Genomic DNA, 24,967 nt, shown 5'->3' with positions numbered 1-24,967 from the left:
CTCCTATTGTCCGATGACCGTTTTGGTGACCGAGCGGATGCGTTCATCCTCTTTTTCCATGAATTTCTGACCCAGCTCATAGCTGCGCTGCACCTCGATCATGCGGGCGATTTCGGCGATGGGATCGACGTTGGATCCTTCGACAAACCCCTGCAGGATCGAGGCCTCAGATAGGGCCGGTTCGACCCCGCTGGGCGCTTCGAACCGGACGCCGTCGCGGTGCTGAAGGTCGGTCTGATCGACCGGGGTGAACAGACCAATCAAGGCCAGTGCCCGGCCGTCGGCAGACAGCGTCCCATCCGCGGCCATCGATACGGTTTTCGCATCGGGCGGAATGAAGACGGGGGACCCGCCACCGTCCAACAGACGATAGCCGTCAGGGGTCACAAGCTCGCCCTCGGCGGATGGCGTGAAGACTCCTGCACGGGTCAGGAATTGGCCGGTTGGTCCGTCCAGTAGAAAGAAACCATCGCCTTCGATTGCGAAGTCGAATGTGCCGCCGGTTTGGGTCAGTGCGCCTTGTTCCAAATTCAGCGCGCGCGTGTTGGCCGTTGCCATGGAAAGCGACGGATCACCCCGTTCAAGCGCATGAATATACTCGGAAAAAATCACGCCCTCGCGTCGGAACCCGGTGGTCGAGGCATTGGCAATGTTGTTGGCGATGCTTTGCATTTCGCGCATCAGGCCAGATTGCCGTGTCAGGGACGTATAGCCGATATTGTCCATCTCAGCCTCCTGCAATCAAGGGAACGACGCGCAGCTGGAAAAAGCTGACCAGCGTTTCGGTCATGAACCCCATGCTGCCCCAGAAGACGACCAGAATGGCCACCAGCTTGGGGACAAAGGTAAGGGTCATTTCCTGGATCGAAGTCAGTGCTTGAAACAGGCCAACGATCAGACCGGCAATCAGCGCGACCGACAGGATGGGAAGTGAGATCAGGACCGCATCCCACAGCCCCGCGCGCAGCGTGTCATAGAAGATAATCTCGTCCATCAGACCGGCATCCTTAGAATTTCCTGATAGGCCTCGACCACCTTGTCGCGGACGGTCACTGCGGTCTCGACCGCCAGCTCGGTCTGGGCCAAGGCCTGCACCAATGCATGCGGATCCGCATCACCAGACAGCGCGGCCATCGCGGTGCGTTCGCCAGTTTGCAGGGTCTGCGCGAAATCCTGCGCGACACCCGCGAAATTGTTCACTTTTTGTTCATTATTCGCCGTCGGCTGAGCTGCCTGTCGCGAGGCCGCATATTGCTGCGAGGCGAGTGTTGCACGAATATCCATAATCTATCCTCCTACCGGCGCAGCAGATCCAACAGCCCGCGCGACATCTGGCGCGACTGGTCAAACATTTTCAGGTTAGCTTCATAGCTCCGCTGCGCTTCACGGGCGTCCGCGATCTCGATCACCAGATCGACGTTCGAGCCTTGATAGTGACCGCTTTCATCAGCCAGCGGATGTGAGGGGTCGTAAATGGCGGGCAAGGCAGTTTTGTCCAACTGGACGCGACCTGTTTCCACCAGTCCCGTGGTGCGCCCACCTTCAAGCGCGGCCTGGAAGCTGACCATTTTTCTGCGATAGCCGGGCGTGTCCACATTGGCGATGTTTTCAGACACATGGCGCAGGCGGTTGGCCTGACTTTTCATGCCCGATGCGGCAGCGGCGACCGAATTGCGAAGATCACTCATGGCCCGTTACCTCCGCCCCAGCGCGCTGCGCATAATGCCCAGCGTGGACTTGTAAACGGCCAGCGCCATGTCGTGGTCCCGCTTGGCCTCGGCAGCCATCATCATCTCGGTCTCAAGCGACACCGAGTTCCCGTTGGGCGAGGTCGCGCCGGCGCGATAAACGACGTTCGATTCTGTTGCAGGGGAGGTGGCCGCATCTGTCCCGATATGCCCGCTGCGCGTGGCGCGCATTTGGTCAGGCCGGTCAGGCTTATACGTCTCAGAAAACGAGGCAACGTCGCGGGCGCGATACCCCGGCGTATCCGCGTTCGCCACGTTCTGCGCGATGACGGACTGCCGTGCCGCAGCATGGAGCGCAAGGTCGTTCGCCTTTGCAAAAATACTCAGTTTTTCAAACATCGGGGCTTCTCCCTCGATTGGCTTCAACCAAGGCTTAACCCTGATTCCTTTATAAACAGTTTCAGTGAAAATTTTAGGAGAATGCCGATGCACAATGTTGGGTTCGAGCAGGTGACCGCAGCGCTTTCATCACTGCAGGTCGTTCGACATATCGGGCGTGTGAACCACATTCGGCAGGGTATGGTCGAGGTGTCGGGGCTTGCAAAAATCGCCGCACAGGCGGATCTGGTGCAGATCCATCCGCGCGGTGGTACACCCCGGATGGGCGAGGTTCTGGGGCTGTCGGGTGACACGATCTCGGTCTTGCCAGATGGGGATTGCGCCGGACTGCAGATCGGAGACGAGGTTGAGTTGCTGGGTGGCACCAGTATTTCCCCGGATGACAGTTGGATCGGGCGGGTTGTGGATCCGTTGGGGCAAAGTCTGGACGGTGCGCCGATCCTACAGGGGACTCAGGTGCGCGCCTTGAAAGGTGAGGTGCCGAACCCGACCGCGCGCCGCCCGTTGGGGGATCGGCTTGAGACCGGAATGACCGTGTTCAACACCTATCTTCCGATTGTGTCCGGGCAGCGGATCGGACTTTTTGCGGGCTCGGGAGTGGGCAAATCCACCCTGCTGGCCAAGCTTGCACGGGGCGTGCACGCTGATGTGGTCGTGATCGCATTGATTGGTGAACGCGGGCGCGAGGTGCGTGAATTCGTGGAGCGTGTCTTGGGCGAACAAGGGATGAAGCGTGCGGTTGTCGTCGCCGCGACTTCGGATCAATCGCCGATGATGCGTCGTCGCTGCGCATGGATGGCAATGTCGGTTGCCGAGCATTTTCGCGATCTTGGGCGGCAGGTGTTGTTTCTGGCAGACAGCGTAACCCGATTTGCCGAGGCGCATCGCGAGATTGCGCTTGCTTCAGGCGAGACGGGAAATCTGCGTGGGTTTCCCCCATCTACCACGCAACAGATTACCTCTCTGTGTGAGCGGGCGGGGCCGGGTGTCGACGGGACAGGAGACATCACAGCTGTGTTTTCGGTCCTTGTCGCGGGATCTGATATGGAGGAGCCCGTTGCGGATATCTTGCGTGGGGTTCTGGATGGTCATGTCGTGCTGGATCGCAAGATCGCAGAACGCGGGCGCTTCCCGGCGATTGATGTTCTGCGGTCGGTATCGCGGGCCTTGCCGGAAGCGGCCTCGAACGACGAGAATGCCCTTATTCTAGAAGGGCGCCAGTTACTGGGATTGTATGATCGGTCTGAAATGATGATCCAAGCGGGACTATATTCTGCAGGAGCAGATGAAATGCTGGATCACGCGGTTGAGGCTTGGCCAAAGATAGATGGATTTCTGGCTGCACCCGAGGTGCTGGACACGCGCACCAGTTTCGATCGGCTGGCGGCCTGTTTGTCCAAGAATGCGGACTAGCGTCACACGTTCTGAAGCAATGTCAGAGCGATTGAGTTTGAGCTGAGCGCCGCCGTTCCCTGCGCAATCTGAGACCGTGCGAGAAACAGGCGGGTAAGTTCTTCCAGCTGTGCGGGTTTCGAAAATTGATCAACCGCAGAGGACCCGAAATAGCGTTCGGATTTCTCCTGAAAGACTTTAAGCTGCTTGTCGATGTCGATGGTCCCGAAAGAGGACGGAAGCCCCAGCGCCGTTTCAAACACTTGACGCAATGGCGGATTCCCCATGACCGAATACCATTTCGCAGTATCTGAAGTGGATTTTCCAATGATATTGCCTAGATCTCGCTCCAGGCTCATCGCAAGGCGCATATCCTGATCTTGATTGCCCACCGCGACTTCGAACTGCCGCACTTTATATGCTGCGACCGTCTTGGCGGCAAAATCCGAGATTTGGGTGCGCGGAATATTGTAGTCTCCGAACCCGAAATCCCGAGCCATTTCAAAATAGCGTTGGTCGGATAGCTTGTTGGCCAACGCGTCGGTGCTTAGCGTTCCGTCTTCTAGGACTTTGCGGATGAAATAGGTGTTATTGATATCGTCGCCTAGCCCATAAGCCCCAAGCGCAACCGAGAGCAGTCGGCGATCGCTGACCAGTTCTTCAGCCGTTGTGACTTTTCCGATGTTTTCTTGGAAATACTGTACGTCGCGTTGAAGGACCGCGCCGCTTTCGAACGAAGCTTGCTGCGCGTCTTTCGTGCGCTGCAAAAAAGCCCAACCGGCCGCGCCGCTGAACGGTATGACCGGTTGAAAACTCATGCGAACCGTGCCGACAGAAGGCGTTCTTCACGCGGTAGCAAGGCGCGGAGTTGCTTGAGCGCTTGATAGTACTGGTTGTCCAGAACCGCACCAGAGGCCGCATCCAGAAACTTACGGCTGTCTGGATCTGTGAGCACCTGAGAGAGCTGCTCAATTCCGCGCAGTAATTGAAGTTGCCCATCTTCCTGTTTCGCGTCGCCAGACAAAACCAGTTGAGCAATGTAGCAGACCCGTCGCACAGGCGTGTTCACTTCCTCTGGGTGGATGGCGTCTTTCAGGCGCAGGATGTTGGCGTTCGGTGTGACGACGGACAGCCGTGATCTCCGGTCGCCATTTTCAATGACGGCTCCGTTGATCAACACACGTTCTTTCGGGCTGAGTTTCAGGACCAATCCGCTCATGCTGCTACTCCTGTCTGGCGCAGGCCGCGCATAACGGCTGTGTTGATTTCAACAAGGGCGTCGACCTCAACCGGGTCTTTCAGAGCCTTGCGCGAATGCTGATTGGTGAATTCATAAAGATAGAAAATGCGGGCGCGAAGATCGGCGGGCAGGCCGTTGTCTGCGGCGGCGACGTCGGCGGCCAGCAAGGTCCATAATTGACGATTTTCGTGAATGGCTTGCGCCAGTTGCCCGAATTCGCCGCGGCCTTTCTCTGCCGAGGATTTCAGGCGGTGTGTGATACGGGCAAATGCCTCGTATTCGATACCGCGCGGTGTGCGAACGGTGTTTTGAGTTGCCGCATAAGCCGTTTTGGTCATGTTCATAGCGGTCACAGGATGTCCTTCCGGATACAATAGTGGTCATGGAGAAGGGATGCGCGGGGCGCCGTTTTGGCGCCCCACAGTCACGCCATTTAGCGGAACAGCGACAGGATGTTCTGCGGCGCCTGGTTGGCAATCGACAGCGCCTGAGTGCCCAGCTGCTGCTGAACCTGCAGCGCCTGCAAACGTGCCGAGGCCGCTTCCATGTCCGCGTCCACAAGCGCACCAATCCCCGAGGTCAGCGAGTCGGACAGAGACGAGATAAAGTTCGTCTGTGTCTCGATCCGGCCCTGAGCCGAGCCAAAGGCCGCTGCTGCATCGATTGACTTGTCGATCAACCCCTCAATCGCGGTCAGCGCGCCAGTCGCACCGGAATCAGTGGTGACATCAATGTTTTGCAATGCACCCAAACCGCCCGAAGCTGCCGTCGTGCCCGGTGTGCCACCAGTCTGTGCACGTACGCCCACGTTGATGGCATCAGTAACACCGCCAGTCGCATTCGTGATGGTGAACTGGTTGGTATTGCTGCCGGTGCCTTGCGTGATGGAGTAGCCTTCAGCCGATCCGGTCGCTGCCGCGAAGAACGAGTTGATCTGCGAGACCAGCTGCTGTGCGACGTCGGCAGTACCGTCATTGGCGCCAGCGACATATTCAAAGGTGCGCTGACCCAACGACGTGCCGCCTCCGGCAACGTTGACATTCACATCATCCAGAATGACCTGATAGCTGTCGCCTTCACTGACCGATCCGATCGTGAAGGTCAGGCTTCCACCATCCGCAATGGTTGCGGTCGGCGAGGCCGGGTCAAAAGCCGCATCGTTGAACTGGGTGTTGTTCGCACCCGCCTGAATCAACGCGTTCGCTGCTGCCTGGTCTGCCGGGTCGGTGGTCCCGAATGCGGCCGACGTCACCGGCGTGGTCACCGACAGGTTTTGACGGTCAACTTCGATGTGACGGGCCGTCACGTTGCCCGACGAATCACGATCCAGCGAAGCCAGAACGTCCATTGTGTCGGTGCTGGTGCCGTCGATCAGGTTCAGACCGTTGAACTGGGCTGCGTTCACAACCGAGCCGATCTGGTCGCGCAGCGCAGCGATATCAGTCTGCAGCTTCGAACGGTCCACGTTTTCTTCCTGCGCGGCAACGATCTTGCCTTTCATCTGCGTCAGAAGATCGGTCACTGTTTCCGCTGCTTTCTGCGCAACGGCGACGGTCGATTCCCCCAGCGAAAGGCTTTCCGAAATACCCTTGAAACCCTTTACGTCAGATTCCATGACTTTCGAAATCGCCCAGACGGCTGCGTTATCTTTGGCCGAACTGATCGATTTACCGGTCGAGATCTCGGCCTGTGTGCTGGCAAGGTTCGAGTTGATGGACTTCAGCGTTTGAAGCGCCACCATCGCGCTGTTGTTGGTCAGAATGCTGGACATATTATATTCCCTTCAATCTATGGCGCTTTGCGCCTGTTCCCATGTCCCCGGATTTACGCGGGACGACTTTGCCTTCTGACATCTGCAAGCCAATTTGATCGGCTGCGCCATCCGTTTGGATGCAAAGCGAAACTGCAATGGAAACTCTGAACGAATACTGAATCTCGCCGGCTTGATTTCATACAAGTTGAACTAAACTGGGGCGGGTCACGCGCGTTTTTCAAAGTTCGAGGGCTTGCGTGACAGAAGCTCCGAGGCGCCTGTACGGGTGTATGTTTTAACCCCCTGATCCCGATTGCGAATGGCGTCGAGCCGTTGCCGCACCGAGCGAATGCCATTCGCTGCCGCGGCAAGCAGGTTTTGATTGCGTGCAGCCATCGCCTGTAGATGCGCCAACTGCTGTTGGGTGACGGTTGTTTGTCCAAGCTCAGACAGCGCGCCCGTTTTTGCCTCGGTCAGTTTTGGCAGATCGTGAAGATCACCATTCAGAATCATCTGGCGCTCTTCCTCAAGCAGGGTGAGCAGTTCGTTAAACTTGTGCATCCGAACGCTCCTTCAATGCTTCGAAAAGGGATTGGGCAAGGCCGATCCCGCCGCTGTCGACCATGCTGCGCGCCTGTTCCTGACGCAGAAACGACGCGAACTGATCCTCGCCAATGCCGCCGCCAAAACTGTCCGGCGTCTTGCCGATCCCGGCGGATTTCAGCATCTCGGACAAGAAGCTGGCTTCCAGTTCTTTGGCGGCGTCCCAAAGCGCTTTGTCCGGGTCCGCTGCAATCGGTTTTTGCGTCGCGATAGGCTGCGATACACCTGAGACACTATCCATGATGTCGCCCTTTCAAATTCGTCACAGTTTTTCCCAGTGTCACTGTCAGCGGTAAAGATTTGGTAATTCCCATCTGCAATTCTGCGCTGAACCGAGGCAGAACTCCCGGACGGACCTTATGCAAATTGCACAGTTTCTTTTCGCACCTGCGGGGCAGACGGATCGCGACACTCAAATCCCTGCAGTGGAGTGGGGCGAGTCAATTGTGCCGCCAGTGTCCGCATTTGATATTGTTTTTCTGGATCAGGAAAAGCCGTCTAAGGCGATGGATCTGCCGACCGCTGTGACGATTGAATCAAATCTTGAGGAGGAAAAGGCGCAGTTTCAAAAGGGGGATATCATCCCCGCGCCAGACACGCCTTTTGATATGACAGAGCTTTCGGCGGTTACGCCTAAGCTTGCGGGAGACCTGCGCAGGACGCTGCCAGATCTGACGGTCGCGGCACAACGTATGCCTGAGGATTTCACGCGAGACGACGTGAATGTGGCAAAGCCCTTGCCGTCGGCTGATTCCATTCCGGGTGATGGGGTGTCGATACGTCCTGAACCGGATCCTGCGCCGTTGGCGCACGGGACAGATGTGTCCCTCACGCATTCCGCGGTGGCTGTCGACGCTCCGCAGGACGTGGGCGACAGCCCTTCGGGTCTCGCCGAAGCAGAGATGTCTAACCCGGTCGCCGAGGGTGCGGCGAACGCGTCTGTTGCCGCGCTTCTGACGCCAGATCATCAGGCACCAAAAGCGCTCGAGCATCCCCAAGCGCCCGCAGAAAAGGCGGTGTTACCCGCAGGGCAACCTCGTTCAGAGCAACTCTCAATGGCCGGGATGGTTCATGACGCGCTATTGGCCCGAACAGATGTGATGTCCGGCCCCAGTCTTCTGAACCAGCATCCTGCAGAGCCGGGCGTTGCGGCGGCGTTCACACGGGTTCTGGATCACCGTGCGGGTGCAGATATCCCCAGATCCGCTCTGGAGCGCCCGACAGAATCGGCGGCCTCACATCATGAAAAGCACCTTGTGGCGCAGAAGTCCGATTCACCACAAAACGTGAGTGTGACTACGCCCAAACCGGTCGACGCAGTTCAGCCGCAGAGCATCCCCGCGCCGCAAGCCGAGGAAGCGGCGCCCAACAGCCCTGCACCCGGTACTGCATCGGGGCCCGATCTAAAGACCGCGCAGGCTCCGGATATGATGAAACACGCTCCGATGCCGGTGTCCGCCCCTCCATTGATATTCACGGTCGAACAAGAGGCAGAGCGGCTGGCATCTGACGAGGCCGGATTTCGCGTGGTTGATCAGGTGTCGCAGACGTCAGCCGACCTGAAGCCAGCCGCTATTGCGCGTGGTGCCGAGGTTCCGCGCATGGCAATGGCGCAGATCGCCGAGATCGTCCGGCAGCAACCGGATCGCCCGGTTGAACTTACGCTGAGCCCCGAGGAGCTTGGCAGATTGCGCATGTCTTTCCAGACCGAAGGCTCTGCCATGCATGTCGTTCTCAGCTTCGAACGGCCAGACACGCTGGACTTGATGCGGCGTCATATCGACCAGCTGGCACAAGACATGCGCGAGCTTGGCATGTCGGATGTGAGTTTCACGTTTCAGCAACAAACGTCCGAAGGCGGCGGCGATACGCATTCCGATGACGCCGCCGCAACCCCATCCCATACCCCACAGTTCGACCCGCAAGATGCGCCGGAAGACCCCCTGCCACGCGCATTGAACATCGCGGGCCGCGCGGGTGTGGATATTCGAGTGTAAGGAGCACAGCATGAACGTTACCCCTACAGCCATGCCCGCCGCCCTGACGGCACCCGCCGCGGATTATGCCGAGGCATCAGCCTCGGACGGGCCGATGGTGTCGTCTGATTTCGAGACTTTTCTGGTGATGCTGACCGCGCAGATGGAAAACCAAGATCCGCTGAACCCGATCGAATCGACGGATTATGCGGTGCAGCTTGCAACGTTCTCGGGGGTCGAGCAGCAGGTGCGCACCAATGATCTGTTGAAGGCGATGGGAACGCAGCTTGGGTTGATGGGCATGTCGGACATTGCGGATTGGGTCGGGAAAGAGGCGCGCGTGACCGCCCCGGTTTTGTTCGATGGTGACCCGATTACTTTGTCCCCGAACCCGGTTGCGGCCGCGGATGAAACCATCTTGGTGGTCAAAAACGCGGAAGGAATCATCGTCGATAGCGAGCCGCTGCCGGTGTCGACAGATCCCGTGGAGTGGGATGGTCTTGATCAGAATGGGAATGCTCTGCCCCACGGCGTCTATTCCTTCGAGCTGACCAGCCGCAGCAACGGGCGACACCTGTCGACCGACCCGATGGAAAGCTATGGCCGGATCGTGGAAACCCAAAATAGCGGCGGGCAGTTGTGGCTTGTGCTGGAAAGTGGCGAGCGGGTGACCGCAGATGCCGTTTCCGCCCTGCGCGAAGCCGCTGAATAAGTTTTCGTCGCGGAGCGGGTTGGCTATACAGCCTGTATGACACTGCGTGACATCATGTTGGACGATCTGCCTGCGCGGCAAGATCAGGACGCTCTGCAACAGGCGCTTGCCCTGATTTGGCAGGAGGAAGGGCATGTGTCCAAGCGGGCAACTTGGTCCCAGCTGATGGGCGGGCGGAGCAATCCGATCTGGCAGATCACCTCGGACGACATGCCGCATGACCTTGTCTGCAAACTGTATGATGCTGCGGCCGCAACGCCCCTGTTTGCCAATGATGGCACGCGCGAGGCGTTGGTGTTGAAATATCTGGCGGGCATGGGGATTGCCCCCGATTTCGTGGGCTTTCTGGACAGCGCGCTGGGCGCGAGCGTGCTGTACCGCCATGTGGATGGCGTACCGTGGAGCGGTGTGGTCGAGGGGGTCGCCCAACTGATGGCCCGCCTGCACCAAATCATTCCGCCCGAGGAACTGCCCGAGACGATCACCTCGCCCGTGTCTTTGATCGCCGAAACGCAGGCCATGGCGCGTGCGATTGGGATGGACTTGCCGCCCCCGCCAGAAGTCACAACCGACCTGCCGCAGCCGACAAGGCGGTTCCTGCATGGGGATGTTGTTCCCGGCAATGTCGTCGTGATGGCGGACGGATTGCGTTTGATCGACTGGCAGTGCCCAAGCATCGGGGATTCTGCAGCGGATCTTGCGATCTTCCTGTCCCCGGCGATGCAGATCCTGTACGGCAACCGGCCCTTGTCGGCTGAAGAGCAGTCGGCCTTCTTGTCAGCCTATCTGGCCGCGGGCGGCGACGCCGTTGGCGTGGCGCGCTATACGGCATTGGCGCCGCTCTTTCACTGGCGGATGGCGTGCTATTGCCACTGGAAAGCCGCGCACGGAGACGCCGCCTATCGCGATGTCGCCGCGTTGGAGCAGCGCGCGTCAGAGCAGGGTTGAGACCCAGACTGCTGCCAAGGCCAATCCGCCACCCAAAGTCACATAGCTCATCGCGCGCAACGGGCGGGCGCGGTCGGCTTCTTGATGGGGTTCGGACTGGCGGATCAAAGCGGCTTCTGCCAATTCGGGCAGGCGCGGACCAAAGCGGGCCAGAACGCGGGCGGTGTGGACCAAATCCTGCAACAAAGCCTTCGGCCCGATCGAGTTCGAGATATAGCTTTCCACAACGGGCTTGGCGACTTTCCAGATATTGATATCCGGGCTCAGCGAGCGCGAAACGCCTTCCACCACAACCATGGTCCGTTGCAGCAAGATCAGCTCGGTCCGGGTTTCCATGCCGAATTTTTCAGTTACTTCGAACAGGTAGGCCAGCAGGCGGCCCATGGAAATCTGCGTGGCATTCATGCCGAAAATCGGCTCGCCCACGGCGCGCAGGGCGCGGGCGAATTCCTCGACATCGCGGTCGGCGGGGACGTAGCCTGCTTCGAAATGCACCTCGGCGACGCGGCGGTAGTTGCGGGTGATGAAGCCATACAGAATTTCGGCATAGACGCGGCGCGTGTATTCGTCGATCCGCCCCATGATGCCAAAGTCTACGGCAATGATGTCACCGTTCGCGGCGAATTTCAGGTTGCCTTGGTGCATGTCGCCATGAAACAGCCCGTCGCGCAGGGCGTGGGACAGGAACAGCTGCAAAACGCGTTCACCCAACTGCTGCATGTCCAAACCCGAGGCGCGGATGGCGGCCAGATCATTGGCCGGAATGCCTTCGCCCCAGCCCAGCGTCATGACGGTGCGACCGGTCAGGCCCCAGTTCACCTCGGGCACGACAAAGCCGTCGTCCTGCGCGGTGTTTTCGGCAAACTCGCTGGCCGAGGCGCTTTCAAGGCGCAGGTCCAGTTCGCCCATGACGGTGTGCTCGAAATGCTCGACCACATCGGTGGGGCGCAAACGGCGGGTCGACGGCAACAGCATCTCGATCACGCGGGCCGAGAAGTGGAAGGCGTCGATATCGGTGCGGAAGGCGCGTTCGATGCCGGGGCGCAGAACCTTGACGGCGACAGCTTCCCCCGTGTCAGCCAGACGAGCCTTGTGCACCTGCGCGATCGAGGCGGCGGCGACGGGTTCCGAGAACTCGGAGAACACCGTGTCGATCTCGATCCCAAGCTCTTTCTCGATCATGCGGCGCGCCACGTCCTGTTTGAACGGCGGCAGCTTGTCTTGCAGGTATTGCAGCTGGTCCGCCAGTTCAGGGCCAACGACGTCGGGGCGCGTCGACAGGATCTGACCGAACTTGATATAGGCCGGACCCAGCGCGGTGATGGCGCGGGTGACGGGGGGCAAAGCGGGGTCGCCCTTTTTGCCCAGCCACGCGAAGGGCCAGCCGACCACATGGGCGGCGATGCGGATCGATGCCGGTGCGCTCATCGCGTCCAGCACGACGCCCATTGCGCCGGTGCGTTGGAAGGTCGCGCCGGTACGGATCAGGCGCCAGATGTTGTGAGGGCCACGCATCTTAGATTTTCCACCCCGAATGCAGGGCCGCGATGCCCATCGAGAGGTTGCGATATTTCACATTCTCGAACCCGGCTTCGCGGATCATACGGGCGAAGGTTTCCTGATCAGGGAACTTGCGGATCGACTCCACCAGATACTGATAGCTGTCGTAGTCGTCTGCAATCAGCTTGCCCATGCGTGGGATCACGTTGAAGGAATAGAGGTCATAAAGCTTTTGCATGCCTTCATCGGGCAGTTGGCTGAACTCTAACACCATCAGGCGGCCGCCGGGTTTCAACACGCGGTAGGCTTCCTTCAGCGCGTCCGGAATTCGGGTCACGTTGCGGATGCCGAAGCTGATCGTGTAGCGGTCAAAGCTGTTATCCTCAAACGGCAGGGCCATCGCGTCGCCGACGACCCAGTCCAGATGATTGGCAAGGTGCGTGGCTTCGGCGCGCTGACGGCCTTCGACCAGCATGCTTTCGGTCATATCCAGAACAACGGCCTCGGCCCCCGGGGCGCGACCCAGAAAGCGGAAGGAAATGTCGCCGGTGCCGCCCGCCACGTCCAACAGGCGCTGCCCGTCGCGCGGGGCCAGCCAATCCATCATCGCGTCTTTCCAAACGCGGTGGATGCCGACGGACATCACATCGTTCATGATGTCGTATTTCGAGGCCACATTGGTAAAGACGCCGTGGACCATTCCGGCCTTGTCGTCCTCGTTCACGGTTTTGAACCCGAAATGCGTGGTGCGGTTGTCTGACGTGCTCATTGGGCATACTCGCTGCTTGCGGTTGATCCCTCATATCGTGACAGTAAGGGACGCACAATGGAGAGGCTTTCAACATGCCCGAATTACCCGAGGTCGAGACAGTACGTCGCGGATTGCTGCCAGTGATGGAGGGCGTGCGGATTGGGCAGGCCGAAACGCGGCGAGAAGGGCTGCGCTGGCCCTTTCCTGATCGTATGGCTGAGCGTCTGACCGGGGCGACGGTGCAGCGGCTGGGGCGGCGGTCGAAATACCTGCTGGTCGATCTGGATACGGATGAGACGCTGATCGTGCATCTGGGGATGTCGGGGCGAATGCTGATCTCGGGCCACAAGCTTGGGAAGTTCCATCACGAACACCCTGCGCCGGAAAAGCATGACCATGTGGTTTTTGATATGGAAAACGGCGCACGGGTGACGTTCAACGATCCGCGCCGGTTCGGGGCGATGGACCTGTGCCCGACTGGCGCGCTGGACGATCACAAGCTGATCCGCGTGTTGGGGCCGGAGCCACTGGGAAATCAGTTCGACGAATCCTATTTGGTCGAGGCGCTGCGGACGAAGAACTCCCCCATCAAAACGGCGCTGCTGGATCAGGGAATCATCGCGGGGCTGGGCAATATATATGTCTGCGAGGTGCTGTTTCGGGCTGGGATCCATCCCGCGCGCAAAGCGGCCAAGATCTCGAAACAGCGTGTTGCCAGTTTGGTACCGATCATCCGCGATGTGTTGTCGGAGGCGATCGAAAGTGGCGGGTCGTCCTTGAAGGATTACCGGCAGGCGGATGGCGATTTGGGTTATTTTCAACACAATTTCCGCACCTATGGTCGCGAGGGTGAACGTTGCGTCACATGCGGCTGCACGGGGGAAATTGCGCGTATTACGCAATCTGGGCGCTCGACATTCTATTGCCCGCAATGCCAAAGATAGCTTGATCCATTGGGGTGGCGTGCTAGGACTCCGCTCCAACCACTCGTGACAAAGGCAGGGGAACCATGGCCTATAAGAACATCATCGTTGAAACCGAAGATCATGTAACGCTGGTCAAGCTGCACCGGCCCGACGCATTGAACGCGCTGAACCTGGAGCTTCTGGGCGAGCTGGGCGACGCACTTGCCGACGCGCAGGCAAACGACAAGGTGCGCTGCATCGTCATTACCGGTTCGGAAAAAGCGTTCGCTGCCGGTGCCGATATCAAGATGATGGCCGAGAAAAGCTTTGTCGAGGTCTTCGCGGGCGATCTGTTCACCAAAGAAGAACAAGCCATCATGCGTATCCGCAAGCCGATCATCGCAGCGGTATCCGGCTATGCGCTGGGCGGCGGGTGCGAGCTGGCCATGATGTGTGATTTCATCATCGCCGCTGACACCGCCAAGTTTGGCCAGCCCGAGGTGAACCTGGGCGTGATGGCGGGTATCGGTGGCACGCAGCGCCTGACCAAGCTGGTCGGCCGCGCCAAGGCGATGGACATGAACCTGACCGGTCGTTTCATGGACGCGGAAGAGGCCGAGCGCTCGGGGCTGGTCAGCCGCGTTGTGCCTGCCAAGAAGCTGATGGACGAAGCGATGTCGGCAGCGGCCAAGATCGCAGAGAAGTCGATGATCACCGTGATGGCGATCAAAGAAACCGTGAACCGCGCCGAGCAGCTGCCGCTGACCGAAGGCCTTCTGTTCGAACGCCGCGTCTTCCATTCGCTCTTTGCGACCGAAGACCAGAAAGAGGGCATGGCCGCCTTCGCCGAAAAGCGCGAACCGCAGTTCCGCGACAAGTAAACCAATAGGGCTTCCCTTTAGGGCCGAAATGGCTTAAAGGGCAGCCCATCCATGCGCGTGAGGCCCGCTTAGGCCAGAATCACCGGTTCTGAACCCGGTCGGGTGCTGTGCGCGCAGCTTTGACAACTTAACACACCCGAAAGAGGGATCAGACACATGGCAAATTCGCCCCAAGCTAAAAAACGCGCCCGTCAGAACGAGCGTCGTTTCGCCGTAAACAAAGCCCGCCGTTCGCGCATCCGCACCTTCCTGCGCAATGTCGAAGAAGCAATCGAGTCGGGTGATAAAGAAGCAGCCGCTGCTGCTCTGAAAGCGGCTCAGCCTGAACTGATGCGCGGCGTCACCAAAGGCGTTTACCACAAGAACACCGCATCGCGTAAAATCTCGCGTCTGTCGGCTCGTGTAAAAGCACTGGGCTGAATCAGTTTCTACTGCTGAACAGCATCTCGAAAACAAAAAAAGAGCGTGTCCAAATGGGCACGCTCTTTTTGCTAAACCCGCCAAGAAATTTGATTTTGTAAAGTGCCTTCGGGATTCGTTTCGGCAATCACAGAGTCAAGCGTGAAGTTCTATTGCGCCAGTCCCAGCGGGATTGCTAGCTTGCATGCAGCGATTCACTTCGCCGACTTGGGACTATCAGACATAAGTGGGCTAAACCCACGAACTTTAAGGGGAATACCCTTTTTTGCCACATTCGGATTTGATTCTTTGAAGTCAGATCCCGTTGCCTGTTGTGCGCCATTTTGTATGGGTCGCGCTTGAAGGCGTTTTGCCACCCTGCCTGCTGGGGTGGTTGAGCAGACTGTAATGTTCCGGACGTCCAATTGGGCATGTCGCCAGAATGGGGAACCATGTGGTGCGGTCCGCTATTGGGCGCGGCGTTTAAAGCATGCGCCTTGGGCTGCGCTGTGGATTTCGTGTGTCGCTGTGAAGGGGTGCGCTGAAAGTGCGCCATATGAATGGGATATTAGTACCTGTGAAGGACGGTCTTGGGCTGTCTAACTAAACGCTGGGTCGAGGTAAGATGACGAACGAACAATGGGGCAAGGTCCGCAACAAGCTGCAAAAAGCAGTGGGACAAAACAACTATACCAGCTGGATCGAACCCTTGGAATTTGCCGAACTGGATGGCGGCGTTGCCCGTTTTCTGGTGCCGACGAACTTCTTGGGCAACTGGGTCAGCCAGAATTTTGGAGATCAAATTCTGAGCCACCTGAACGGTGAGGGCGTGAAGGTCGCGCGCCTTGAGTTCAAAGTTCCCGAAAAAGTTAAGCCCCGCCCGGTTGCACAACCTGCTGATGCGGCATCGGCCCCAGCACCTGCCGCTGCCAAACCCGATCAAAGCGACCTGCCGGGCGCGCCGCTTGATGCGCGTTTCACGTTTGACAGCTTCGTCGTCGGTAAGCCGAACGAACTGGCCCACGCTGCGGCCCGTCGCGTCGCCGAAGGTGGCCCCGTCACGTTCAACCCGCTGTTCCTCTATGGTGGCGTTGGTCTGGGTAAAACCCACCTGATGCACGCCATCGCGCACGAGATGAAGACCCGCCAGCCCGACCTGCGCGTGGTGTACCTGTCTGCCGAGCAATTCATGTACCGCTTCGTTCAGGCGATCCGCGAAAAGCAGATGATCGACTTCAAACAGCTGTTCCGTTCGGTCGATGTACTGATGGTCGACGATGTTCAGTTCATCGCAGGTAAAGACAGCACGCAGGAAGAGTTCTTCCACACCTTCAACGCGCTGGTGGACCAGAACAAACAGATCATCATCTCGGCCGACCGCGCGCCAGGCGAGATCAAAGATCTTGAGGACCGCATCAAAAGCCGTCTGCAATGTGGTCTGGTCGTGGACCTGCATCCGACCGACTACGAACTGCGTCTGGGCGTCTTGCAGACCAAGGTCAATGCGTACCGTGAACAGTACAAAGGTCTGGTGATTGCCGACGGCGTGCTGGAATATTTGGCGCATCGCATTTCGACCAACGTGCGCGTGCTGGAAGGCGCCTTGATGCGCCTCTTCGCCTTTGCATCGCTGGTGGGGCGCGAGATCACGCTGGAGCTGGCACAAGATTGTCTGGGCGACATCCTTCGTGCGTCGGACCGCAAGGTCACCGTCGAGGAAATCCAGCGCAAAGTGTCCGAGCACTACAACATCCGCCTGTCGGACCTGATTGGCCCGCGTCGCGTACGCACCATCGCGCGCCCGCGCCAGGTGGCGATGTATCTGGCCAAGCACATGACCTCGCGGTCGCTGCCGGAAATCGGGCGCCGTTTTGGCGGCCGGGATCATACCACGGTCATGCATGGCGTGAAGCGCATCGACGAGCTGAAGGGCGTGGATGATCAGATCGCGGAAGATCTGGAATTGCTGCGCCGCGCGCTGGAAGCGTAAAGCAGCGGCAAAACGGTGGGTTTTGGGCCTTAAACCCTTGACCCGCCCACGAAAGAAGCGGACATTCCAAATAAAGAATTGAGCCGGGCGGTGATCCTGATATGGTCTCCGCCCCGGTATCTGTCAGGAGTGGGACATGAAGATCAGTATCGAACGCGGCGCGCTTCTGAAGGCCGTGGCACAGGCGCAATCGGTTGTTGAGCGTCGGAACACCATTCCAATCCTAGCAAACGTGTTGATCGAGGCCGAGGGCGACAGCGTGTCCTTCCGCGCCACCGACCTGGATATCGAGGTCGTCGACAAGACCGACGCGATGGTTGAACGCGCAGGCGCGACCACCGTATCCGCCGTGACCCTGCACGAGATCGTGCGCAAGCTGCCGGACGGGGCGCTGGTACAGCTGACCGATGACGGCGCCACCGGGCGTCTGAGCGTCGAGGCTGGCCGGTCGAGCTTCTCGCTGGCGACCCTGCCCAAGGAAGATTTCCCGGTCATGGCGTCGTCCGAGTATTCGGCAAACTTCTCGGCCCCTGCGCCGGTTCTGCGCCGCCTGTTCGACAAATCGAAATTCGCAATCTCGACGGAAGAGACGCGGTATTATCTGAACGGTGTGTATCTGCATGTCGCCGACGCGGATGGCGGAAAAGTGCTGCGCGCTGTGGCCACCGATGGTCACCGTCTGGCGCGCATTGACGCTGATCTGCCCCCGGGTGCCGAAGACATGCCGGGCGTGATCGTCCCGCGCAAAACCGTGGGCGAGCTGCGCAAGCTGCTGGACGATGACGATGCGACGATCGCCGTGTCGGTATCGGAAACCAAAGTGCGCTTTGCGACCCCGGTCATCACCCTGACCTCGAAAGTCATCGACGGCACCTTCCCCGACTATACCCGCGTGATCCCCTCGGGCAACACGCGCAAGTTGGAGGTGGACGCGACCGCGTTCGCGCAGGCCGTGGACCGTGTGGCCACTGTGTCCAGCGAACGTTCGCGTGCTGTGAAACTGCAATTGGACGAAGACCGTCTGGTTCTGTCGGTCAACGCCCCGGATGCGGGTGCGGCTGAAGAAGAACTGGCCGTCGCTTACAATGACGAGCGTTTGGAAATCGGCTTCAACGCGAAATACCTGCTGGAAATCGCCAGCCAGGTGGACCGTGAAAACGCCGTCTTCATGTTCAATTCGTCGGGCGATCCGACCCTGATGCGTGAAGGCAATGACACCAGCGCCGTTTACGTCGTCATGCCGATGCGCGTGTGACCTGCGGGTCTTTGAAGCGTTGAAAAGGAGGGCGTGATGACACTCGCCCTTCGCGAGCTGACACTCAGCCATTTTCGTAGCCACAAACTGGCACGCTTGTCCTTGGACGGGCGGCCTGTTGCGATTCATGGGCGCAACGGGGCGGGGAAGACCAATATTCTTGAGGCGGTGTCCATGCTGTCCCCCGGACGGGGGCTGCGCCGTGCCGCGCTGGACGAGATGATCCGAAAGCCCGAAGCAGTGGGGTGGAAGATCTCGGCCGTGTTGCAAAGCCTGCATCAGATGCACGAGGTTGAGACTTGGTGCGAGGCGGGAGCGTCGCGACAGGTGAAGATCGACGGAAAGACTGCGGCACAGGTTGCGCTGGGCCGGATTGCACGGATTGTCTGGCTGGTTCCGGTGATGGACCGTCTTTGGGTCGAGGGTGCGGAAGGCCGTCGGCGGTTTCTCGACCGCATGACGATGAGCTTTGAGCCCAGCCACGCAGATGCAGTTCTGACCTATGAAAAGGCGATGCGCGAACGCAATCGGCTGCTGAAAGATGGGCAGCGGGACGCCCATTGGTACGGTGCGCTTGAGGCGCAGATGGCGCAGGCCGGAACGCGGATCATCGCAAACCGCGCCTATTGTCTGGACCAACTGCAAGAGGCGCAAGGCATGGCCGAAACCGCCTTTCCCGTGGCGGACTTGTCTCTGGTGCAGGTGGATGACAGCAGCTTGCCGGATGACGAAAGCGATCTGGCGCAGGCCTTTGCGGAAAGCCGGTCGCGGGACCTTTTGGCGGGGCGCTCCTTGGTTGGACCGCATCGGACGGATCTTGGCGCGGTCTATGCGGCGAAGGGCGTTGCGGCGCGGGATTGCTCGACTGGCGAACAAAAGGCGCTTTTGGTGTCCCTGATCCTTGCCAATGGCCGTGCGCTGGCGCGGGATTTCGGAGCGCCTCCGATCCTTTTGCTGGACGAGGTTGCCGCGCATCTGGATGCGGGTCGACGTGCGGCGCTGTATGATGAAATCTGCGCCTTGGGCGCACAGGCCTTCATGACCGGGACGGGGCCAGAATTGTTCGAGGAACTCGGCGACCGCGCCGCGCATTTTGAAGTGACCGAGACCGACGGCGTGTCGGAAGTCAAAGAGGTGACACCATGAAAACCAATCGCGTGACTCTGATCACTTTGGGCGTCAAAGACCTGAACCGCGCCCGCGCGTTCTATGAAGCGATCGGGTGGGAGCCGTCGAACGTACAGGACGAAGTCGTGTTCTACGACATGAACGGTATGAAGTTCGGGTTCTATACGCTGGAGGGGCTGGCCAAAGACACGCGCAAACCGATCGAAGAGCTGAAGACCGGAGCGATGACCCTTGCGCAGTGTTTCCCGACTGAAGCAGATGTCGACGCGGCCTTTGACAAGGCGCTTGCCGCCGGTGCGTCCGAAATCGCGCGCCCGGAGAAGGTCTTTTGGGGCGGGTACTCAGGCTACATCGCCGACCCGGACGGGCACCTTTGGGAATATGCCATGAACCCGTTCTGGGAGATGGACGAGGATGGTCACCTGACATGACAATCTCGCCTGCCGAACTGGGCTTCTACATCTTCGGCCTGTTCATTCTGTTCCTGACGCCGGGGCCCGTCTGGGTGGCGCTGGTCGCACGTGTGTTGGCTGGGGGCTTTACGCAGGCGTGGCCTCTGACGTTGGGGGTCGCGGTTGGCGACATCTTCTGGTCGATCCTCGCCGCGCTGGGCATGGGCTGGGTTGCCTCGAGTGTCGAGGGCGGCATGTTGGTGCTGCGCATCGTGGCGGCGCTGTTCTTCCTTTGGCTGGGTGTGACGATCATCCGGTCGGCAGGCCACAAGGTGACGGGGGATAGCCGCCTGACGCGCCCCGGCATGTATGCCGGGTTCGTGGCGGGGCTGATCGTGATCCTGTCAAACCCCAAGGCGATCTTGTTCTACATGGGCGTGCTTCCGGGGTTCTTCGACCTCTCGCGCCTGACAGCAGCGGACATCACGGCCATCGCCGTGGCGTCCTTTATCGTCCCTTTGGTGGGCAACCTGATGCTGGCCTATTTCGTCGATCGCGCGCGCGCTCTTTTGTCGTCAGAACGGGCGCTGACACGGATGAATTACGCCGCTGGAGGCCTTCTTGTTCTGGTCGGATTGGCGATCCCGTTCGTCTAGGAAAAACATCGCCAGAAACCCCCTAAATATTGTGTCACGTGCGTGACATTCCCCGCCCGATTCTCTATATTTTCGGGAACGAATAACAGGAAGGCCCTCATGGCTGATGACGCGCAGAACGGTGCCGAGTATGGCGCCGAATCCATCAAAGTTCTCAAAGGTTTGGAGGCGGTGCGCAAGCGCCCCGGGATGTATATTGGTGACACCGACGATGGCTCGGGTCTGCACCACATGGTGTACGAGGTTGTGGACAACGGCATTGACGAGGCGCTGGCCGGTCACGCCGACGCCGTAACCGTCACGATTCACGCCGACAACTCGGTCTCTGTATCTGATAACGGGCGCGGGATTCCGGTGGATATGCACCCCGAAGAAGGCGTGTCAGCGGCCGAGGTCATCATGACCCAGCTGCACGCGGGCGGTAAATTCGACTCGAACTCGTACAAGGTGTCGGGTGGTCTGCACGGCGTGGGTGTTTCGGTTGTGAACGCGCTGTCCGATTGGCTGGAACTGCGCGTTTGGCGCAATGGCAAAGAGCATGTTGCGCGTTTCGAGCGCGGTGAGACGGCAGAGCATCTGAAGGTGGTTGGTGACTGCGGTGATCGCACCGGGACCGAGGTGCGGTTCTTGGCGTCGACCGACACGTTCTCGAACCTCGATTACCAGTTCAAGACGCTGGAAAACCGCCTGCGCGAGCTGTCTTTCCTGAACTCGGGTGTGCGGATTATCATCGAAGACGAACGCCCCGCTGAAAAGCTGCATTCGGAAATGCACTACGACGGCGGCGTGAAGGAATTCGTAAAGTATCTGGACCGCTCGAAGACGCCTTTGATGGAAGAGCCGATTTTTGTGACCGGCGAGAAGGATGGCATCGGGGTTGAGGTCGCGATGTGGTGGAACGATGGCTACCACGAAAACGTGCTGCCCTTCACCAACAACATCCCCCAGCGCGATGGCGGCACGCACCTTGCAGGCTTTCGGGGGGCGCTGACGCGGACACTGAACCTGTATGCGAACTCGACGGGTCTGGCGAAGAAGGAAAAGGTGAACTTCACCGGTGACGATGCGCGCGAAGGTCTGACCTGCGTCTTGTCGGTGAAAGTACCGGATCCGAAGTTCAGCTCGCAGACCAAAGACAAGCTGGTGTCGTCCGAAGTGCGTCCCGCCGTCGAAGGCCTGATGAACGAGAAGCTGCAAGAGTGGTTCGACGAAAACCCGCAGATCGCGAAGATGATCGTCGGTAAGATCATCGAGGCCGCTTTGGCCCGCGAAGCCGCCCGTAAAGCGCGCGAGATGACGCGGAAGAAGTCGACGCTGGATGTGGCCTCGCTGCCCGGTAAGCTTGCGGATTGTCAGGAAAAAGATCCGGCGAAACGTGAATTGTTCCTGGTCGAGGGTGACTCGGCTGGGGGGTCGGCCAAGCAGGGGCGTTCGCGTCACGATCAGGCTGTTCTGCCCCTGCGCGGGAAAATCCTGAACGTAGAGCGTGCGCGGTTTGACCGGATGCTGTCCAGCCAAGAGATCGGTACGCTGATTACCGCGCTGGGCACCGGGATTGGTCGCGATGAGTTCAACATCGACAAGCTGCGTTATCACAAGGTCATCATCATGACCGATGCGGACGTGGATGGCGCGCACATCCGGACGCTTCTGCTGACCTTCTTCTTCCGCCAGATGCCGGAATTGATCGAAGGCGGGTACCTCTATATCGCGCAGCCGCCGCTGTATAAGGTCAGCCGCGGCAAGTCCGAGGTCTATGTAAAAGACCAGACCGCGCTTGAGGATTACCTGATTGATCAGGGCATCGATGGCACCGTTCTGCGCCTTGCCAATGGCGAAGAAATCGCCGGTGCCGATCTGGCCCGCGTGGTCGAGGGCGCCCGGAACTTCAAACGTATTTTGGACGCGTTCCCGACCCATTATCCGCGCAACATTCTGGAGCAAGCCGCCCTTGCAGGTGCCTTTGATCCGGGTCGCGCAGATTCAGATCTGCAGCTGGTGGCCGACGATGTGGCCGCCCGCTTGGACAAGGTCGCCGTGGAATATGAACGCGGTTGGCAGGGTCGGATCACGCAAGATCACGGCATCCGCTTGGCCCGTATTCTGCGCGGGGTCGAGGAAATCCGCACGCTGGACGGCGCGGTCCTGCGCTCGGGCGAGGCGCGGCGGTTGTCGGAGGTCTCGCAAGACACCCGCGACATCTATCGCGAGCATTCGCACCTGTCGCGCAAGGACCGCGAGATCCTTGTGCAAGGTCCGATTGACCTGTTGAACGCCATCCTGGCCGAAGGCGAAAAGGGCCTGACGCTGCAGCGTTACAAAGGTCTGGGCGAGATGAACCCCGATCAGCTGTGGGAAACCACGCTGGACCACGAGGCGCGTACGCTTCTGCAGGTGAAGGTGGACGACTTGGCCGAGGCCGACGACATCTTTACCAAGCTGATGGGCGACGTGGTGGAGCCCCGCCGCGAGTTCATCCAGCAGAACGCCCTGTCGGTCGAGAACCTGGATTTCTGATCGCTTGTAGGATTCCCCATAATCGTTCGCGATGCCCATAAGTTTTCGCGAGACACCCAAAGTAGTTCGTTTTGCTGAATTTTGGCGAGTTTCTGGATAGGCAAAGAACGGTGCCCTGAAATTCGCCAAAATATGCAGATTTGTCGAAAGCGGATATCAGCCTTTTTGGCGCGGCTAATTATCTTCCTTAAATTGTAATATCCACGATCAGACTTTCTTTGATTGAATTTCAAATTGGCGTCAGATCTCCTATTCTTGCAATTAGCGGATTATGGTCCAGATTGCACCTACGCCCATAGTGGCCGTATGTCGGGCGCGTTTTTGCTGCGGTGCAGCCTGCCTGAGGCAGACATTGAGGTGCCTTTCGAGTATGCCGTCCAAATGAACTGACTCTTTTCAATCAAGGTTCGGCGGTATGCTCACCATGATAGAAAGTTACAGGTGCTCTTTCTGCATCGAAAAACATCTCAAGGCGCTCTGCATTTTCTTCGACGAGCCGCCTGGCTTGAGTAGGAAGCTCATCACGTGCTCTTTCAAAGTCGTCCATGTCAATCGGCGCTAATGAAGGTGCAGTTGTAACCCGCAGCAGCCTTTCGCGCCCGATCAGCAGGCCGGCCTGACCCAGAGCATTTTGGCTTTGAAGGTGCATGGCCGTCTCGATGATCGTGCGCCAGTGAAACATTCCGCCCCACTTAATTTGCCAGTCCGACATGCGCAGGTCCTGCTCGCCGCATCCAAGAGAGAGAATGTCGACAGTATGCCGGTCGAGATCGAAGCACGAAAGTGCATCAACCAGCGCGACCATGGCTGGATTGTTTGTCCAAACACCGCCATCGGCAAAGTGACGCGTGCCGTTTCGGTAAGTCGAAAAGAAAGTAGGCGCTGCGGAGGTCGCGAGGGCGGCCATCACGATCTCCTCCTGCCAGTCCAGGCGAAAATCAGGGTGATGCGGAGTCTTTAGGACGGTGACCTCGTTGAACCCATCAAAGGTTGGAATGTTCAATCGCCGATCCACGGTCCCAAGAGTTCTGTTTCCGAAGCAGTCTCTAAGGGCACGTTCAAGGGGCTCTCGGTCATAGCGGTAGACGGCCATGTTGCGCGCGAATCCACAGATGGACTTTGCCGCCCGGCCTAAAGCGAATGGCGGTTCCCATCCTTTTGGAAAAATCTTCCCGCCATGGGTCAGGTAAATGTCGAGAACCTCCGCCGCACGCATGCCTGCGCTCAGACCAAGCGCAATTATGCCGCCAGTCGACGTGCCAGCCAGCAAATCGAAATAGGCTGATGCGGATCCTCCTCTCAAAAATCGCCGCTCACACTCTGCCAAGACGGCGGCAGGTAAAATCCCCTTAATTCCGCCTCCGTCGATCGACAGGATGCGGAAGGTGTCTGCTGTCCATTCGAGCTGTTCACGCCGATGAAAAATCGTTCCGTGTGAGCGCCGCGTTTGAGGTTGATCCATGATAGCGTTCCAATGCTGCCGCAACGGGGTCGCGGCTGTCTGTTTCTGATCTGATGTGCTTGCCCGTGCCGAACCATTTGCCTGTTAACACCCAGCATTCGTAGCAACTGAGCCAGTTTGACGCCCAAGGGATGGTGGTATCGCTGATGCGATCCTCCGGCGTCCATTCCTTGGCCCCATCATCGAAGAGGCAAAGGAATGGGCCAGCCCGCAGGGTTCGCGGATGCGCGATGTAAACATGGGGGAGATAGCCTTCGACATTTCCAAAGCGTCGCGTCAGCGGTGGACTCAGCACCTCGACCAGAGGCTGAACGTAGAGGTTTGACCGTCCCTCGGGCAAAAGAGGTTCGGTATATTCTATACGCAACCGATAGGCTGTCGTATGGGGCGTGAGCATGCCATGCCAAACGGCAGTCCGCT

Annotated in this window: 28 protein-coding genes; 13 read left to right on the top strand and 15 right to left on the bottom strand. The window is 58.9% G+C overall.

Annotated elements, in window-relative coordinates:
• Positions 1-3: 3 nt before the first annotated feature.
• The 5 genes from Q0677_RS01185 to Q0677_RS01165 are packed head-to-tail and all read right to left on the bottom strand — an operon-like array spanning position 4 to position 2,087.
• On the bottom strand, positions 4-726 hold the full coding sequence (locus Q0677_RS01185; RefSeq protein ID WP_133487002.1) for a flagellar hook-basal body complex protein: 723 nt from the start codon (positions 724-726) through the stop codon (positions 4-6).
• Position 727: 1 nt separating this feature from the next.
• Positions 728-997 carry a flagellar biosynthetic protein FliQ gene (locus tag Q0677_RS01180; protein WP_133487000.1) on the bottom strand — a complete coding sequence of 90 codons (270 nt, stop codon included), beginning with the start codon at positions 995-997 and terminating at the stop codon, positions 728-730.
• Entirely contained in the window at positions 994-1,284 is a 291-nt protein-coding gene (fliE, locus tag Q0677_RS01175) for a flagellar hook-basal body complex protein FliE (RefSeq protein WP_298905167.1), read from the bottom strand. The genes Q0677_RS01180 and fliE overlap by 4 nt, the downstream gene beginning before the upstream one ends.
• 11 nt (positions 1,285-1,295) lie before the next feature.
• Positions 1,296-1,688, bottom strand: coding sequence for a flagellar basal body rod protein FlgC (gene flgC, locus Q0677_RS01170; protein WP_298905166.1), 393 nt, complete (start codon positions 1,686-1,688; stop codon positions 1,296-1,298).
• A 6-nt stretch (positions 1,689-1,694) separates the two neighbouring features.
• Positions 1,695-2,087 carry a FlgB family protein gene (locus Q0677_RS01165; RefSeq protein ID WP_298905164.1) on the bottom strand — a complete coding sequence of 131 codons (393 nt, stop codon included), beginning with the start codon at positions 2,085-2,087 and terminating at the stop codon, positions 1,695-1,697.
• Between the two features lie 87 nt (positions 2,088-2,174).
• On the opposite strand from Q0677_RS01165, the gene Q0677_RS01160 reads away from it, so the two are divergent.
• Positions 2,175-3,500, top strand: a complete 1,326-nt coding sequence (locus Q0677_RS01160; RefSeq protein WP_298905162.1) for a FliI/YscN family ATPase — start codon at positions 2,175-2,177, stop codon at positions 3,498-3,500.
• A 2-nt stretch (positions 3,501-3,502) separates the two neighbouring features.
• Here the strand turns inward: Q0677_RS01160 and Q0677_RS01155 are convergent, their stop codons facing one another.
• The 6 genes from Q0677_RS01155 to Q0677_RS01130 form a co-directional block, all read right to left on the bottom strand.
• Complete coding sequence (locus Q0677_RS01155; RefSeq protein ID WP_298905160.1) at positions 3,503-4,297, bottom strand: DUF1217 domain-containing protein; 795 nt, start codon at positions 4,295-4,297, stop codon at positions 3,503-3,505.
• On the bottom strand, positions 4,294-4,698 hold the full coding sequence (gene flbT, locus Q0677_RS01150; RefSeq protein ID WP_133486988.1) for a flagellar biosynthesis repressor FlbT: 405 nt from the start codon (positions 4,696-4,698) through the stop codon (positions 4,294-4,296). The genes Q0677_RS01155 and flbT overlap by 4 nt, the downstream gene beginning before the upstream one ends.
• Positions 4,695-5,057, bottom strand: a complete 363-nt coding sequence (gene flaF / locus Q0677_RS01145) for a flagellar biosynthesis regulator FlaF (protein ID WP_298905157.1) — start codon at positions 5,055-5,057, stop codon at positions 4,695-4,697. Before flaF ends, flbT begins: the two co-directional genes overlap by 4 nt.
• 95 nt (positions 5,058-5,152) lie before the next feature.
• Positions 5,153-6,490: a flagellin gene (locus Q0677_RS01140; protein WP_133486986.1), complete on the bottom strand. Its 1,338-nt coding sequence runs from the start codon at positions 6,488-6,490 to the stop codon at positions 5,153-5,155.
• Between the two features lie 207 nt (positions 6,491-6,697).
• Positions 6,698-7,033 (bottom strand): hypothetical protein, encoded by a 336-nt coding sequence (locus Q0677_RS01135; protein ID WP_298905153.1) that lies wholly within the window; start codon positions 7,031-7,033, stop codon positions 6,698-6,700.
• Positions 7,020-7,316 carry a rod-binding protein gene (locus Q0677_RS01130; protein ID WP_298905151.1) on the bottom strand — a complete coding sequence of 99 codons (297 nt, stop codon included), beginning with the start codon at positions 7,314-7,316 and terminating at the stop codon, positions 7,020-7,022. The genes Q0677_RS01135 and Q0677_RS01130 overlap by 14 nt, the downstream gene beginning before the upstream one ends.
• Positions 7,317-7,530: 214 nt before the next feature.
• On the opposite strand from Q0677_RS01130, the gene Q0677_RS01125 reads away from it, so the two are divergent.
• From Q0677_RS01125 to Q0677_RS01115, 3 genes are read left to right on the top strand one after another with little or no spacing between them, the layout of a single operon-like run.
• Positions 7,531-9,072 (top strand): flagellar hook-length control protein FliK, encoded by a 1,542-nt coding sequence (locus Q0677_RS01125; protein WP_298905149.1) that lies wholly within the window; start codon positions 7,531-7,533, stop codon positions 9,070-9,072.
• A 10-nt stretch (positions 9,073-9,082) separates the two neighbouring features.
• Positions 9,083-9,763 (top strand): flagellar hook capping FlgD N-terminal domain-containing protein, encoded by a 681-nt coding sequence (locus Q0677_RS01120; RefSeq protein ID WP_298905147.1) that lies wholly within the window; start codon positions 9,083-9,085, stop codon positions 9,761-9,763.
• Positions 9,764-9,799: 36 nt separating this feature from the next.
• Positions 9,800-10,711, top strand: a complete 912-nt coding sequence (locus Q0677_RS01115) for a phosphotransferase (RefSeq protein ID WP_298905145.1) — start codon at positions 9,800-9,802, stop codon at positions 10,709-10,711.
• On the opposite strand, the gene ubiB is transcribed toward Q0677_RS01115, so the two are convergent.
• A complete protein-coding gene (gene ubiB / locus Q0677_RS01110) occupies positions 10,697-12,226 on the bottom strand; it encodes a 2-polyprenylphenol 6-hydroxylase (protein ID WP_298905143.1) in 1,530 nt (509 codons plus the stop codon). The genes Q0677_RS01115 and ubiB overlap by 15 nt on opposite strands.
• 1 nt (position 12,227) lies before the next feature.
• On the bottom strand, positions 12,228-12,980 hold the full coding sequence (gene ubiE / locus Q0677_RS01105) for a bifunctional demethylmenaquinone methyltransferase/2-methoxy-6-polyprenyl-1,4-benzoquinol methylase UbiE (protein WP_282182185.1): 753 nt from the start codon (positions 12,978-12,980) through the stop codon (positions 12,228-12,230).
• A gap of 74 nt (positions 12,981-13,054) precedes the next feature.
• Here ubiE and mutM point away from each other — a divergent pair, with 74 nt between their 5' ends.
• The 9 genes from mutM to gyrB all read left to right on the top strand — a co-directional run bounded on the left by mutM (position 13,055) and on the right by gyrB (position 23,085).
• Positions 13,055-13,906 (top strand): bifunctional DNA-formamidopyrimidine glycosylase/DNA-(apurinic or apyrimidinic site) lyase, encoded by an 852-nt coding sequence (gene mutM / locus Q0677_RS01100; RefSeq protein WP_298905139.1) that lies wholly within the window; start codon positions 13,055-13,057, stop codon positions 13,904-13,906.
• A 65-nt stretch (positions 13,907-13,971) separates the two neighbouring features.
• Entirely contained in the window at positions 13,972-14,748 is a 777-nt protein-coding gene (locus tag Q0677_RS01095; protein WP_298905137.1) for an enoyl-CoA hydratase, read from the top strand.
• Between the two features lie 156 nt (positions 14,749-14,904).
• Positions 14,905-15,168: a 30S ribosomal protein S20 gene (gene rpsT, locus Q0677_RS01090; protein WP_247093135.1), complete on the top strand. Its 264-nt coding sequence runs from the start codon at positions 14,905-14,907 to the stop codon at positions 15,166-15,168.
• Positions 15,169-15,772: 604 nt separating this feature from the next.
• Positions 15,773-17,137 carry a chromosomal replication initiator protein DnaA gene (gene dnaA, locus Q0677_RS01085; protein ID WP_298905135.1) on the top strand — a complete coding sequence of 455 codons (1,365 nt, stop codon included), beginning with the start codon at positions 15,773-15,775 and terminating at the stop codon, positions 17,135-17,137.
• A gap of 136 nt (positions 17,138-17,273) precedes the next feature.
• Positions 17,274-18,392, top strand: a complete 1,119-nt coding sequence (gene dnaN / locus Q0677_RS01080; RefSeq protein ID WP_298905133.1) for a DNA polymerase III subunit beta — start codon at positions 17,274-17,276, stop codon at positions 18,390-18,392.
• A 33-nt stretch (positions 18,393-18,425) separates the two neighbouring features.
• Complete coding sequence (gene recF / locus Q0677_RS01075; protein WP_298905131.1) at positions 18,426-19,538, top strand: DNA replication/repair protein RecF; 1,113 nt, start codon at positions 18,426-18,428, stop codon at positions 19,536-19,538.
• A complete protein-coding gene (locus Q0677_RS01070) occupies positions 19,535-19,951 on the top strand; it encodes a VOC family protein (RefSeq protein WP_298905129.1) in 417 nt (138 codons plus the stop codon). The genes recF and Q0677_RS01070 overlap by 4 nt, the downstream gene beginning before the upstream one ends.
• Positions 19,948-20,568 (top strand): LysE family translocator, encoded by a 621-nt coding sequence (locus Q0677_RS01065; protein ID WP_298905127.1) that lies wholly within the window; start codon positions 19,948-19,950, stop codon positions 20,566-20,568. Before Q0677_RS01070 ends, Q0677_RS01065 begins: the two co-directional genes overlap by 4 nt.
• Before the next feature lie 99 nt (positions 20,569-20,667).
• A complete protein-coding gene (gene gyrB / locus Q0677_RS01060; protein ID WP_298905125.1) occupies positions 20,668-23,085 on the top strand; it encodes a DNA topoisomerase (ATP-hydrolyzing) subunit B in 2,418 nt (805 codons plus the stop codon).
• A gap of 400 nt (positions 23,086-23,485) precedes the next feature.
• Here the strand turns inward: gyrB and Q0677_RS01055 are convergent, their stop codons facing one another.
• Positions 23,486-24,547, bottom strand: coding sequence for a CBASS cGAMP-activated phospholipase (locus Q0677_RS01055; protein WP_298905124.1), 1,062 nt, complete (start codon positions 24,545-24,547; stop codon positions 23,486-23,488).
• A complete protein-coding gene (locus tag Q0677_RS01050) occupies positions 24,495-24,944 on the bottom strand; it encodes a hypothetical protein (RefSeq protein WP_298905123.1) in 450 nt (149 codons plus the stop codon). The genes Q0677_RS01055 and Q0677_RS01050 overlap by 53 nt, the downstream gene beginning before the upstream one ends.
• Positions 24,945-24,967: the final 23 nt, after the last annotated feature.

Origin of the sequence: uncultured Aliiroseovarius sp., from assembly GCF_947492455.1 — a bacterium.
Lineage (GTDB): Bacteria > Pseudomonadota > Alphaproteobacteria > Rhodobacterales > Rhodobacteraceae > Aliiroseovarius.
This window is presented reverse-complemented; position numbering and strand designations above follow the sequence as displayed.